At 73.1% G+C, this 12,690-nt stretch carries 12 protein-coding genes; 9 read left to right on the top strand and 3 right to left on the bottom strand.

What is annotated here, in order from left to right:
• Positions 1-123: 123 nt before the first annotated feature.
• From ABGB05_RS31990 to shbA, 3 genes are all read right to left on the bottom strand, one after another.
• Complete coding sequence (locus ABGB05_RS31990) at positions 124-480, bottom strand: hypothetical protein (RefSeq protein ID WP_347657680.1); 357 nt, start codon at positions 478-480, stop codon at positions 124-126.
• Positions 481-639: 159 nt separating this feature from the next.
• The gene (locus tag ABGB05_RS31985) at positions 640-1,728 is read right to left on the bottom strand and encodes a hypothetical protein (RefSeq protein WP_347657679.1); all 1,089 of its coding nucleotides are present in this window, start codon (positions 1,726-1,728) and stop codon (positions 640-642) included.
• Positions 1,725-2,303, bottom strand: a complete 579-nt coding sequence (gene shbA / locus ABGB05_RS31980) for an RNA polymerase sigma factor ShbA (RefSeq protein ID WP_347657678.1) — start codon at positions 2,301-2,303, stop codon at positions 1,725-1,727. Before shbA ends, ABGB05_RS31985 begins: the two co-directional genes overlap by 4 nt.
• A 397-nt stretch (positions 2,304-2,700) precedes the next feature.
• Here shbA and ABGB05_RS31975 point away from each other — a divergent pair, with 397 nt between their 5' ends.
• From ABGB05_RS31975 to ABGB05_RS31935, 9 genes are read left to right on the top strand one after another with little or no spacing between them, the layout of a single operon-like run.
• The gene (locus ABGB05_RS31975) at positions 2,701-3,675 is read left to right on the top strand and encodes an ABC transporter ATP-binding protein (RefSeq protein WP_347657677.1); all 975 of its coding nucleotides are present in this window, start codon (positions 2,701-2,703) and stop codon (positions 3,673-3,675) included.
• Positions 3,676-3,713: 38 nt separating this feature from the next.
• Positions 3,714-4,463: an ABC transporter permease gene (locus ABGB05_RS31970; RefSeq protein ID WP_347657682.1), complete on the top strand. Its 750-nt coding sequence runs from the start codon at positions 3,714-3,716 to the stop codon at positions 4,461-4,463.
• A 2-nt stretch (positions 4,464-4,465) separates the two neighbouring features.
• A complete protein-coding gene (locus ABGB05_RS31965) occupies positions 4,466-5,269 on the top strand; it encodes an ABC transporter permease (RefSeq protein ID WP_347657676.1) in 804 nt (267 codons plus the stop codon).
• Positions 5,270-5,271: 2 nt separating this feature from the next.
• Positions 5,272-6,609 carry an MCE family protein gene (locus ABGB05_RS31960; RefSeq protein ID WP_347657681.1) on the top strand — a complete coding sequence of 446 codons (1,338 nt, stop codon included), beginning with the start codon at positions 5,272-5,274 and terminating at the stop codon, positions 6,607-6,609.
• Positions 6,606-7,643, top strand: coding sequence for an MCE family protein (locus tag ABGB05_RS31955; RefSeq protein WP_347657675.1), 1,038 nt, complete (start codon positions 6,606-6,608; stop codon positions 7,641-7,643). Before ABGB05_RS31960 ends, ABGB05_RS31955 begins: the two co-directional genes overlap by 4 nt.
• Positions 7,640-8,626: an MCE family protein gene (locus tag ABGB05_RS31950; RefSeq protein WP_347657674.1), complete on the top strand. Its 987-nt coding sequence runs from the start codon at positions 7,640-7,642 to the stop codon at positions 8,624-8,626. Before ABGB05_RS31955 ends, ABGB05_RS31950 begins: the two co-directional genes overlap by 4 nt.
• Entirely contained in the window at positions 8,626-9,897 is a 1,272-nt protein-coding gene (locus ABGB05_RS31945) for an MCE family protein (protein WP_347657673.1), read from the top strand. The genes ABGB05_RS31950 and ABGB05_RS31945 overlap by 1 nt, the downstream gene beginning before the upstream one ends.
• Positions 9,894-11,405 (top strand): MCE family protein, encoded by a 1,512-nt coding sequence (locus ABGB05_RS31940; RefSeq protein ID WP_347657672.1) that lies wholly within the window; start codon positions 9,894-9,896, stop codon positions 11,403-11,405. Before ABGB05_RS31945 ends, ABGB05_RS31940 begins: the two co-directional genes overlap by 4 nt.
• On the top strand, positions 11,402-12,679 hold the full coding sequence (locus ABGB05_RS31935) for an MCE family protein (protein ID WP_347657671.1): 1,278 nt from the start codon (positions 11,402-11,404) through the stop codon (positions 12,677-12,679). The genes ABGB05_RS31940 and ABGB05_RS31935 overlap by 4 nt, the downstream gene beginning before the upstream one ends.
• The last annotated feature ends 11 nt before the right edge of the window (positions 12,680-12,690 follow it).

Raw genomic sequence — 12,690 nt, 5'->3', positions numbered from 1 at the left:
CCGTACGCGACTTCGCAAGAGACTCCAGCAGTTCCCGCTGGCCGGGTTCGAGCACCAGTGGTGCGGCAGCACGTGTCACGTCTCGAGTCTACTCCAATGACTAGCTATTTACGAGACAGAACACTAGCGGGCTGCCCGATCGTCGACCGGTTCCCGTCGGGAGGGTCGGAGGATGCCGATGATCAGCAGTACCAGGCTGGGCAGGTAGTAGAGCCCGATCGAGGCGACGCTCAGCACCACCCCGATCGTCAGCAGCAGTACGGCGGCAACCGCGACGACGCGTCGCGCGGGCCTCGGGGCGAGCAGCGGGGCGGCGAGGAGCAGGACCGGGACGAGCAGGACAACCACGACGCCCCGTCCTTCCCGGCCGAGGAGCGCGACCAGGAACCCGAGGCTGACCAGGGCGGCCAGCAGCGCCGCCGCCAGCAGCCACCCGCGATGCGGGCTGAGGTCGGCGGGTCCAGCAGGTGTGTCGGCCATGACCGTCCCTCACGATCTCCGACGGCGGCGTCCCGTCGGGCCGGCGGCGGCCGGACATCCGGCGCACCCACGGATGCTACCGCTGGGCCGCGACGTGCCGTGCCGGCCGGCCGACCGTGACAGCCGACAGACACGTTTGGACGGTAGCGGCGGGCAGGCTCAGCCCGGCGGACAGAGCAGTACACAACCACCGCTGGGCAACAGCGGCAACCCGGAGGGAAGCAGCGAGGGCAGGACCGGCACCGGCAGCGGCAGTACCCGGGCTGGTGTCGGCGCGGTCGGCGGCGGGGCGGACCGCGAGGGACGCGGTGCGGAGGAGCGGTCCCCAGGGTCGCCGGTCGGTGTCCCCGCCCGGCCCGTGGACCGGTCCGTCGGCACCGGGTCCGGGCTCGGCACCGCCGGGGTCACCGGATCGGCCGGACCAGGCTCGGCCTCCACCGGCAACCGGCTCCGGACCCGGTCGAGGTCCACCCGCAGCCGCCGCGCCTCGGCCGGGTCGCGGACCTCCGTCAGCTGGCCGACGGCCTGGTCCAGATGGCGGCGGGCGTCGTCGTACCGGTGGGCCGCGACCGCGTTCTCGGCCAGTCCGAGGGTGTGCTCCACGGCCCGTACCGCGGACCGGTCCGGGTAGACCACGTTGGCGATCGGCCACAGCGGACTCGTCGGCCGGGCGTGGTTGACCCCGAGCCCCAGCAGGGCCACGACAACCACGGCGGCCGCCGTGGAAAACGCCAACCGGCGGGCGAGCGGACCGCCGGGACGTACCCGGAAGGAGCGTGCCGGCGTCGGTCCGGTCCCCTCCGGTCGCCGCACACCGGGCCGGTCCACACCGGGTCCCGGCCGGCTCCGGCTGCCGGACGACGGCCGGACCCGCCCTGCTGTCGACGGCGTCCGGTCCGATGCTGACGGCACCTGGTCCGGGCCGGGCTCGATGCCGGCACGAACCAGCCCTCCGCCTCCGGACCCGACCGGGACCTGCTCGTCCAGGTCGAGCCGCCAGGCCGCGAGCAGGCTGGCGAGCGGGTCGCCGGTTGGCGCCGGCTCCCCCCGCCCCAACGCGTCGAGCAGCAGATCGTCGGTGTCCAACCGGTCCGCGTCGAGCGGGCCTGTGTCGAGTGGCCCGGTCGGCGGCGCGGGAGTTGACGACCGGTCCGCCGGCTGCGGCTGCCGACCGCTCACGTTGTCGTCCCGTCCACGTGTCCCACCATCGCCACCATCCGGTTCCGTCCCGGCTCCGACGGTACTCATGCCGCCGCCTCGTTCCACGCGGTGCCGGCGAGCGCCCGCAGTCGGGCGAGGGCCCGGGACTGGGCCACCCGGACCGCGGCGGCGGACATGCCGACGATGACCCCGACCTCGTCGGCGGTGAGGCCGACCGCCACCCGGAGCAGGACGATCTCGCGTTGCACCTCGGGCAGGTGCGCGAGCAGTGCGGAGAGCCGGCGGGCCAGGTCGGTGGCGACGGCCCGCTGCTCGGGACCGGGATCGCCGTCCGGCTCGTCGGGCAGGGCGGCCGAGGAGGTGATCGCCGAGTCCCGGACGGCGGCCCGCTGGGCGTCGGCGACCTTGTGGGCGGCGATGCCGTAGACGAAGGCGGAGAACGGTCGTCCCTGGTCCCGGTAGCGGGGCAACGCGTGCAGCACCGCGAGGCAGACCTCCTGGGCCACGTCGTCGGCGGTGGCGTACGCCCCACCGATCCGGCCGAGCCGGGCCCGGCAGTACCGGACAAGGCCGGGGCGGACCTCGGCGAGCAACGCGGCCGTCGCCTCGGGGTCACGCCGGGCGGCCCGGGCGACGAGTTCTGTCTCGGGTGCTGCGGTCATGCGGGGGCGGCACCTTCTCCGGTCAGGACGGAAGGTTGCGGTCCTTGTCGACCGCCGGGGCTGTTGCGGTCGTCGTCGACCGCCGGGGCTGTTGCGGTCGTCGTCGACCGCCGGGGCTTGTGTCGGAACGTTGGTTACCGGCAGGTTAACCGCACCGTATCGGGCGTCGGGTGAGCACACCACCGGCGGGGCGCCGATCAGGTGAGCACTGTTCGCGCGGAGACAGCTCACCGGCGGGGGCTCGGACCGACCGCGTACATCACACAAAGTCGTCGAAGAATTACCACCCAGACCTGTTGCGCCGAGCCGGGCCGGCGCGATGTCCATCACAGACGGCGACAGACGGACGGCGGGTGCGCCCGGCGGACGTCGGTCCGGCACGTGGGCGGGAGCACGGATGGGCGTCGAGGTACGCGTCGAGGAGCTGACCAAGTCCTTCGGCGGTCAACCGGTCTGGTCGGACCTGTCGCTGACCCTGCCGGCCGGCGAGATCTCGGTGCTGCTCGGCCCCTCCGGCACCGGCAAGTCCGTGTTCCTCAAAACCCTGGTCGGGCTGCTGCGGCCGGACCGCGGCGCGATCTGGATCGAGGGGCAGAACCTGCCGACGCTCTCCGAACGCCGGCTCTACGAGGTCCGCAAGCTGTTCGGGGTGCTGTTCCAGGACGGCGCGCTGTTCGGCTCGATGGACATCTACGACAACGTCGCCTTCCCGCTGCGGGAACACACCCGCAAGACCGAGTCGCAGATCCGGGCGGTGGTGCACGAGAAACTGGAGATGGTCGGGCTGCTCGGCGCGGAGAAGAAGCTGCCGGGCCAGATCTCCGGCGGGATGCGCAAGCGGGCCGGGCTGGCCCGGGCGCTGGTGCTGGACCCGCGGATCGTCCTCTTCGACGAGCCGGACTCCGGTCTCGACCCGGTCCGCACCGCGTACCTGAACCAGCTGATCGTCGACCTCAACCAGCAGACCGAGGCGACGTTCCTGATCGTCACGCACGACATCAACACCGCGCGGACGGTGCCGGACAACATCGGGCTGATCTACCACGGCCGACTGGCGATGTTCGGGCCCCGGGAGATGCTGCTCTCCAGCACCGAGCCGGTGGTCCGGCAGTTCCTGAACGCGCAGCGGGTCGGTCCGATCGGGATGGCCGAGGAGAAGGACTCGGACGAGCTCGCCGCCGAGGCGGCGTCCGGGCTGGAGCTGCCGCCGCTGCCGCCGATCCCGCTGCAGCTCGCGCCGACGAACGGCCGGCCGCGCCGGGCGGAGCATCCGCCGGGTCGGTGGTGTGCGGAGCACGGCGTGGTGCCGCCGGCGGGGTCGTTCCGGGGCGCGCACGGCAGCGTCTGGCAGCCGACGGAGGTGGTGTCGTGACCACCACGAACCCGACCGGTGGGCGGTTCGCGGCCGGGCTGCGCGGTCCCGGGCACTTCTTCGCGTTCTGCCTGGACGCGCTCCGCTGCCTGCTCCGCCGTCCGTTCCAGGTCCGGGAGTTCGTCGCGCAGGCCTGGTTCATCAGCTCGGTCTCGATCCTGCCCGCCGCCCTGGTGGCGATCCCGTTCGGCGCGGTGATCGCGCTGCAGCTCGGCTCCCTGGTGCGTCAGCTCGGCGCGCAGTCGTTCACCGGGGCCGCCTCGGTGCTGGCCGTGGTCCGCGAGGCGAGTCCGATCGTGACCGCCCTGATCATCGCCGGGGCGGGTGGTTCGGCGATCTGCGCCGACCTCGGCGCGCGGAAGATCCGCGAGGAGCTGGACGCGATGGAGGTGCTCGGCATCGACCCGCTGCACCGGCTCGTCGCGCCCCGGATCGTCGCCGCAGCCCTGGTCGCGGTCCTGCTCAACGGGCTGGTCAGCGTGGTCGGGGTGACCGGCGGCTACGTCTTCAACGTGGTCATGCAGGGTGGTACGCCCGGGGCGTACCTGGCCAGTTTCCAGGCCCTCGGCCAGTTGCCGGACCTGGTCGTCGGCGAGGTCAAGGCGCTGCTGTTCGGGGTGGTCGCGGCGCTGGTGGCGGCGTACCACGGGATGACCGCGAAGGGCGGGCCGAAGGGCGTCGGCGAAGCGGTCAACCAGAGCGTGGTGCTCACCTTCATGCTGCTCTTCGCCCTGAACTTCGTGATCACCGCGGTCTACTTCCAGCTCGTACCGCAGCGGGGGATGTGACGATGCCGGTGCTGCGTACCCTGGACGGTCTCGGCGACCAGCTCGCCTTCTATCTGCGGGCTCTCGCCTGGACTCCGCGTGCCCTCGGCCGCTACCGGCGCGAGGTGGTACGCCTGCTCGCCGAGATCAGCTTCGGCCGGGGCGCGCTGGCGGTGGCCGGCGGCACGGTCGGGGTGATCTGTTTCCTCACCTTCTTCACCGGCACCGAGGTCGGGCTCCAGGGTTACCAGGCACTCCACCAGCTCGGCAGCAGCGCCTTCACCGGTTTTGTCTCGGCGTACTTCAACACCCGGGAGATCGCGCCGCTGGTCGCCGCGCTGGCCCTGTCGGCGACCGTCGGCGCCGGTTTCACCGCCCAACTCGGCGCGATGCGGATCTCCGAGGAGGTGGATGCCCTGGAGGTGATGGGGGTCCCCTCGCTGCCGTTCCTGGTCACCACCCGGATGATCGCCGGTTTCGTCGCCGTCATCCCGTTGTACGTGGTCGGCCTGCTCTCCAGCTATCTCGCCACCCGCACCATCGCGGTCCACTACTTCGGCCAGTCGTCGGGGACCTACGACTACTACTTCCACCTCTTCCTGCCCCCGGTGGACGTGCTCTGGTCGTTCGGCAAGGTGCTGGTGTTCAGCGTGATCGTGGTGCTGGTGCACTGCTGGTACGGCTACACCGCGAGCGGCGGGCCGGCCGGGGTCGGGATCGCGGTCGGTCGGGCGGTCCGGCTGGCGATCGTCGCGGTCAACGTCGTCGACTTCTTCCTGTCGCTGGCCATCTGGGGCGCGACCACCACGGTACGGATCGCGGGGTGACCATGGACGATCGTGGTACAAGCACCGGCCGCCGGGTCCTCGGTGCAGTTTTTGTCGTGCTGCTCGGCGCGGCGTTGACCCTCGCCGTACTGCAGTACCGGAAGGCCTTCACCCCGGTCGCCCGGGTGACCCTCTACACCGGACAGACCGGGATGCAGCTCAACCCGGGCACCGAGGTGAAGCTGCGGGGCGTACCGGTCGGCGAGGTCCGCGAGATCAGCAGCGACGGTTCCCGGGCCCGGCTGCGGCTGGCGCTCGACCCGGCGCTGATCGACCGGATCCCGGCCGACGTGACCGCCCGACTGCTGCCGAAGACCCTGTTCGGCGAGCGGTACGTGGCACTGGTCCCGCCGGACGGTCCGGCGGGCCCGCCGCTGCGCGCCGGGGCGGTGATCACGCAGGACCGCAGCCGCAACGGGGTCGAGCTGGAACGGGTGCTCGACGAGGCACTGCCGCTGCTGCGGTCGATCCGCCCGGACAAGCTCGCCGCCACCCTGGCCGCGCTGGCCGCCGCACTCGACGGGCGCGGCGAGCGACTCGGCGACAACCTCACCGCGCTCGGCGACTACCTGCGGGAACTGAACCGGGAGCTGCCGACCATCACCGAGGACGTCCGGCGGCTCGGCACCGTACTGGAGAGTTACCAGGCGGCGCTGCCGGACCTGCTGGACCTGCTGCGGGACGTGACGCCCACCGCGACCACCGTCGCCGACCAACGTACGCAGCTCGCCGCCTTCCTCGCCGAGGGGACCGAGGCCGCCGACGTCACCCGGTTCTTCCTGACCCGGCACGGCGACCAGCTCGTCCAGCTCGGCCAGGTGAGCCGTCCGGTGCTGGAGCTGCTGGCCGCGTACGCGCCGGAGTATCCGTGCCTGATGCGCGGACTGGTGAACCTGCAACCCCGGGTCGAGGAGGTGTTCCGCAACGGTCGGATGCACATCACCCTCGAGGTCACCCGGGACAACGGCGCCTACCAGCCGGGCCGGGACGACCCGGCGTACGGGGCCCGGACCGGCCCACACTGCCGGGAACTGCCGGACCCGTCGCCGCCGGCCCCGGAGGTCCAGGTGGCGGACGGCTACGACCACGGAGGCTCCCGGCCGGGCCCGGTGAAGCTGCCGGTCGGAATCCCGCCGACGAGCGGCGCCGACGCACCGCCCGGCGGCGGCCCGGCGGTGGGTGGCGGCCCGGCGATGGGGTACGCCGGCACCACGGAGGAGAAGGACCTGCTGAAACCGATCATCGGAGCCGCCACCGGCAGCCTGCCGGTCGAGGTGCCGGACATCGCGGTGCTGCTCTGGGGACCGCTGCTGCGCGGAGCGGTGGTGAACGTCAGATGAGGAGAATCCCGGTCGGACCACTGGTCAAGCTGGTCGCCTTCGGCACCGTGACGGTGCTGCTGACCGCGCTGCTCGGCCAGGCGCTCGGCTCGTTCGCGGTCGGCGGCACCGGGTACCGGGCCCGGTTCACCGACGTCACCGGTCTGCTGCCCGGCGACGACATCCGGATCGCCGGGGTACGGGTCGGCAGCGTGGACTCGATCCGGGTGGTGGACGACCGGGTCGCCGAGGTGTCCTTCACCCTCACCGAGGACGTACCGCTGACTGGCACCGTCCAGGCGAAGATCCGGTACCGGAACCTGATCGGGCAGCGGTACGTGGCGCTGCACGAGGGCCCGGGGACCGGCCCGCCGCTGCCGCCGGGCGGCCTGATCCCGCTGGAGCGGACCACCCCGGCCCTGGACCTGACCACCCTCTTCAACGGGTTCCGACCGCTGTTCACGGCGCTGAACCCGGAGGACGTCAACAACCTGGCGTACGAGATCATCCAGGTGCTCCAGGGCGAGGGCGGCACGGTGTCGAGCCTGCTCACCCACACCGCGTCGCTGACCACCACCCTCGCCGACCGGGACGCGGTGATCGGCCGGGTGGTGACCAACCTGAACGCGGTGCTGGCCACCCTGGACTCCCGCGACGCCGAGCTGGACCGGACCATCGGCTCGCTGCGGCAGTTCGTCTCCGGGCTGGCCGACGACCGGGAGGCGCTCGGTGCCGCGCTGGCCCACCTCGGCAGCCTCACCGGGGCCACCGCCGCGCTGCTGGCCGACGCCCGGCCGGCGCTCGCCGCCGACATCACCCAACTCGGCGAGCTGACCGACACCCTGAACCGGAACGCGGCGGTGATCGACGGGACGCTGGGCCGGCTCCCGGGCCGGTACGAGGCGCTGACCTGGACCGCCTCGCACGGCTCCTGGCTGAACTTCTTCATGTGCGACTTCGACGGCCGGCTCGCGGTCGCCGGACACGGCGCGGTCAGTCCGGCCACCTTCAGTTCGCAGGCGGCGCGCTGCGCCGGGACGGGAGGGCACCGGTGAAGCCGTTCCGGGAACGCAACCCGACGATGGTCGGCGCGGTCGGGCTGGTCGTGCTCGTCGGGATACTGCTCGCGGCGTTCCGGCTGGACGACCTGACCGCGCTCGGCGACCGCTCCTACCGGGCGGCGTTCCGGGACGCCAGCGGACTCACCGTCGGCAACGAGGTCCGGGTCGCCGGGGTACGGGTCGGCGAGGTGACCGGGGTCGGGCTGGCCCGGGGCGCCGGCGGCCCGTACGTCCGGGTGCGGTTCCGGGTCGACGACGAGAACATCCGGCTCGGCGACCGGACCGGGGCGACGATCCGGATCAAGACGGTGCTCGGGCAGAAGTACCTCGCCCTGGCCCCGGACGGCTCGGGCCGACTACCGGAGGAGACGGAGATCCCGCTGGACCGCACCGCGTCACCGTTCGACGTGATGACGGCGGTGACCGGGCTCGCCGGCACCCTCGACGAGATCGACGACGCGCAGCTGGCGAAGGCGTTCACCGTGCTGGCGGAGACGTTCGCGCAGACCCCGGCCAGTCTCCGGTCGTCGCTGGACGGGCTGTCCCGGCTCTCCCGGACGGTCGCCGAACGGGACGCGCAGCTGCGGGAGCTGTTGACCCGGGCCCGCAGCGTCACCGGGGTGCTCGCCGCCCGGGACGAGGACTTCCGCGCGCTGGTCGCGGACGGCACCGCGCTGCTGGCCGAGGTGAGCCGACGCCGGGACGCGATCCACGACCTGCTGGTCGGCACCCGTGACCTGGCCGCCCAGCTCTCCGGGCTGGTCACCGACAACCGGGCCACCCTGGAGCCGACCCTGCGCCAGCTCCGGGACGTGGTCGCGATCCTGCAACGGAACCGAGACGAACTGGAGCGGACGCTGACGACGATGGGGCCGTTCCTGGACGCCTTCACCAACGTGCTCGGCAACGGCCGCTGGTTCGACTCCTACCTGCGCGGCCTGCTCCAGCCGTACGTGCCGACGGCGGGAGGACGTTGATGCGCCGGCCGAGGCCTGTCCCGGGTCCGGGTCGGGGGCGGCGGACGCTCGCGGCCGGGGTGGCGGTGGCGGTCGCCGCCACGGTCGCGGTGGTGGTGCTGCGCCCGGGTACGCCGCACCGCGCCCTCGTCGCCCACTTCACCCGGGCGGTCGGCATCCACCCCGGTTCCGACGTACGGGTGCTCGGGGTGCGGATCGGCGAGGTCGTCGCCATCGTGCCGGCCGGTGGCACGGTACGGCTGGAGCTGCGCTACGACGCCGGCCAGCCGGTCCCGGCCGACGTGCGGGCGGTCGTCGTCCCGCCGAGCCTGGTCAGTGACCGGTACGTCCAACTCACCCCCGCCTACGCCGGCGGTGCCACGCTGCCGGACGGGGCGGAGCTGTCGGTGGACCGGACGGTCGCGCCGATGGAGATCGACGACATCTACCGGGCACTGGACGAGTTCAACCGGGCCCTCGGCCCGGAGGGCGCGAACGCCGACGGGGCGCTGTCGGCACTGCTCGCGGCCGGCCGGGCCAACCTGGACGGCAACGGTGCGGCACTGCACGAAACGCTCGACGGGCTCGCCCAGGCGCTGGAGACCCTGGCCGACGGCCGGCAGGACCTGTTCGGCACGGTGGTCAACCTGCAGCGGTTCAGCACCGCGCTGGCCCGCAGCGACCAGCAGGTACGCGCGTTCAACCAGCAGCTCGCGGAGGTGGCCGGGCAGCTCGCCGCCGAACGGGACGACCTGGCCGCCGCGCTGCGTAACCTGGCCGCCGCGCTGGACGACGTCACCCGGTTCGTCCGGGACAACCGTGCCGCACTCCGGTCCAACATAGACGCGCTCGCCGACGTGACGAACGTGCTGGTCCGACAGCAGAAGGCGATCATCAGGATCCTGGACGTGGCACCGCTGGCGTTGTCCAACCTCAACCTCGCGTACAACGCCCGGTCCGGCACCCTCGACACCCGGGACAACGTGCTCGGCCCGTACGACCCGGCCGCGTACGTCTGCGCCGCCCTGGTGGACGTCCTGCCGGTGAAGGAGGTGCCGCGGCGCTGTTTCGAGCTGGCCCAGACCCTGCGGCTGGAAAAGTTGCCGCTGCCAGAGGAGTTGCGTGGGCTGCTCAACCTGCCGCCGAAGGGTGAACCGGGACGGCAGCCGTCCGCGCCGGACGGTCCACCGTCGGAAGAGCCCGCGGAGTCGAGGGCGCCGCTGCCGGGCCTGCTCGGGCCGGGGACGGTGCTGGACCATACCCTCGGCGGCATCCTGCGGGGCCCGCGATGAGGCGGCGTCCTGTCGGATCCCCGACGAGCCAGCGGCGGGACGGGTGCCGGCACCGGATCGGGCTGGTCCGACGGCGCCCGTCGCTGGCGCTGCTCACCGCGGCGGCGATGGTCACACTCGCCGGGTGCGAGGTTCCGGAGCTGGCCGACCTGCCACTGCCCGGCGGCGCGCCGTCCGGTCCGGCGTACCGGGTGACGGCCGAGTTCACCGACGTGCTCGACCTGGTGCCGCAGGCCGCCGTCAAGGTCAACGACGTCACGGTCGGCTCGGTGGAGAAGGTCTCGCTCGCCGGCTGGACCGCCCGGGTGCGGCTGCGGATCGACCACACCGTACGGCTGCCCGGCAACGCCACCGCCGCGGTACGCCAGACCAGCCTGCTCGGCGAGAAGTACGTGGCGCTCGCCACCCCGGTCACCGAGACGCCGTCCGGGGAGCTCGCCGACGGAGCGGTCATCCCGCTGACCCGGACGAAGCGTTCGGCCGAGGTCGAGGAGGTACTCGCCGCGCTCGGCCTGCTGCTGGGCGGCGGCGGACTGGACCAACTCAAGACGATCAACGAGGAGCTGGCGGCGGCGCTCGCCGGCCGTGAGTCGGCCGTCCGCGACACCCTGCACCAGCTCGACACCTTCGTCGGCGGGCTCGACCGGCAGAAGGCCGACCTGGTCCGGGCGGTGGAGGCGCTGGACCGGCTGACCGACCGGCTGGCCCGGCAACGGGCCGTGCTCGGTGACGCGCTGGACGCGCTGGACCCCGGCCTCGGCGTCCTCGCCGAGCAGCGGAAGCAGCTCAGCGGTGCGCTGACCGCGCTCGGCGAACTCGGCCGGGTCGGCACCAGGGTGGTCACCGAGAGCCACGATGACACGGTGGCCAGCCTGCGGGCGCTGCGGCCACTCCTCGAACAGCTGGTCGAGGCCGGTGACGCCCTGCCGAAGTCGCTGGACTTCATGCTGTCGTACCCGTTCCCGCCGAACGTCACCGGCGCGATCGTCGGCGACTTCGTCAACCTGTCGGTCACCGCCGACCTGGACGCGGCGACGATCCTCGCGAACCTCTTCTCCGCGAAGGCGCCCGAACGCGCGCCGGACCGGGCCGGTCGGCCGACCGGCGGCACGGGTGACCGGCCCGACCGGACGGGCGGCACCGGCACCAGACCCGGCGACAAGGACGACGACCGACCCGGCGGGGTCGGGCCGCTGCTGCCCGGCGTCCTGCCACCGGTCTGTCTGCCGGTCGGTGGGCTGCTCCCCCTCGACTGGCTGCCGCCGCTGCTGCCCGAGTGTGACCTGCCGCCCGACTGCGAACTGCTCCGACCGGGCTCGTCGCCGCCGAAGGGCGGACTGAAACCACCGGACGGGGTGGTGCCGCCGGGCACGATCTTCCCGCCCGGTACCCGGCTGCCACTGGGCACCATCCTCTCCCCCGGCTGCCTGCTGCCCGCCCCGACCGGGGAGACCGACGGGCGCAGCGGCGGGCTGCTCGACGTACTGGGCGGAGGGCTGCTCGGATGACCGGACGTACGGCGAGACTGCAGGTGCTGGTGTTCCTGCTGGTCGGTCTGCTCGGCCTCGGATACGTCGGGGTCCGCTACGTGGGACTGGGTGACCGGCTGGTCGGCGGCGGGTACCTGGTGCACGCCGACTTCACCGAGGCCGGGGGCATCTTCCCGAACGCCGGGGTCAGCTATCGGGGCGTACCGGTGGGTCGGGTCGAGGCGGTCGCCCTGCACGGCGACGCGGTCCGGGTCGACCTGCGGCTGGACCGGGGCGTACGGGTGCCGGCGAACCTCCGTGCCGTGGTGTCGCAGCGCTCCGCCGTCGGTGAGCAGTACGTCGACCTGCGCCCCGACAGTGACACCGGCCCGTACCTGCGCGGCGGTTCGGTGATCCCGGTCGACCGGACCGGGGTACCGCTCGCCCCGGAGACCCTGCTGGCCAACCTCGACGCCCTGGTCCGTTCCGTGGACCCGGACGACCTCGCGGTGGTCGTCGACGAACTCGGCGTCGCGTTCCAGGGCAACGAGGAGGCACTGCGCCGGATCCTCGACGCCGGTGACGCCCTGCTGGTGGAGGCGACCGCCCGGCTGCCGGAGACGGTGGCGCTGATCCGGGACGGCGCCACGGTGCTGCGTACCCAGGAGGAGTCGGCCGCCGCGCTGCGACAGTGGGCGGACGGGCTGGCCCGGCTCGCCGCGACGCTCCGGGCGGCCGACCCGGACCTGCGCCGGATCCTCGCCGACGGGCCGCCCGCCGCCACCGAGTTGGTCGGGCTGCTGCGTGACCTGGACCCGTCGATCGGCACCCTGCTCGGCAACCTGGTGTCGGTGAACGGGGTGGCCGCCCGACGGCTGGCCGGGATCGAACAGCTGCTCGTGGTCTATCCGCTGGTGGTGGACGGTGGTTTCACCGTCGCCCCCGGCGACGGTACGGCGCACTTCGGCCTGGTGGTGAACGTCGGCGACCCGCCGTCCTGCGTCTACGCCGACGACTCCACCCGCTGCACGGCCGGGGAGAGTCGCCGGGGTTCCAGCGTGCGGGGCAGCGGCAACGCACCCCGACCCGGCGGCGACCCGGCGGCGCCGGCACCGGGCCCGGTCGGCGGGTCCGAGTCACCGCCTCCGGTCGCCCCGGTCTCCGGCGCCGCCGTCGCCGGCTACGACCCGGCGACCGGACTGGCCCTCGGGCCGGGTGGCCGGCCGCTGACCTTCGGTACGACCGGCGGGCAGTACCGGCTCGCCGGTGACCAGTCCTGGAAACAACTCCTGCTCGCCGGCCTGGCGCCCTGAGCCCGATCCGA

The organism is Plantactinospora sp. B5E13 (assembly GCF_039871775.1).
Taxonomy (GTDB): Bacteria; Actinomycetota; Actinomycetes; order Mycobacteriales; family Micromonosporaceae; genus Plantactinospora.
This window is presented reverse-complemented; position numbering and strand designations above follow the sequence as displayed.

Bases quoted from the DNA above. Each gene is read 5' to 3' on its own strand.
- ABGB05_RS31990 (WP_347657680.1), bottom strand. From the start codon at position 480: ATGGCCGACACACCTGCTGGACCCGCCGACCTCAGCCCGCATCGCGGG.
- ABGB05_RS31985 (WP_347657679.1), bottom strand. From the start codon at position 1,728: ATGAGTACCGTCGGAGCCGGGACGGAACCGGATGGTGGCGATGGTGGG.
- shbA (WP_347657678.1), bottom strand. From the start codon at position 2,303: ATGACCGCAGCACCCGAGACAGAACTCGTCGCCCGGGCCGCCCGGCGT.
- ABGB05_RS31975 (WP_347657677.1), top strand. From the start codon at position 2,701: ATGGGCGTCGAGGTACGCGTCGAGGAGCTGACCAAGTCCTTCGGCGGT.
- ABGB05_RS31965 (WP_347657676.1), top strand. From the start codon at position 4,466: ATGCCGGTGCTGCGTACCCTGGACGGTCTCGGCGACCAGCTCGCCTTC.
- ABGB05_RS31960 (WP_347657681.1), top strand. From the start codon at position 5,272: ATGGACGATCGTGGTACAAGCACCGGCCGCCGGGTCCTCGGTGCAGTT.
- ABGB05_RS31955 (WP_347657675.1), top strand. From the start codon at position 6,606: ATGAGGAGAATCCCGGTCGGACCACTGGTCAAGCTGGTCGCCTTCGGC.
- ABGB05_RS31945 (WP_347657673.1), top strand. From the start codon at position 8,626: ATGCGCCGGCCGAGGCCTGTCCCGGGTCCGGGTCGGGGGCGGCGGACG.
- ABGB05_RS31940 (WP_347657672.1), top strand. From the start codon at position 9,894: ATGAGGCGGCGTCCTGTCGGATCCCCGACGAGCCAGCGGCGGGACGGG.
- ABGB05_RS31935 (WP_347657671.1), top strand. From the start codon at position 11,402: ATGACCGGACGTACGGCGAGACTGCAGGTGCTGGTGTTCCTGCTGGTC.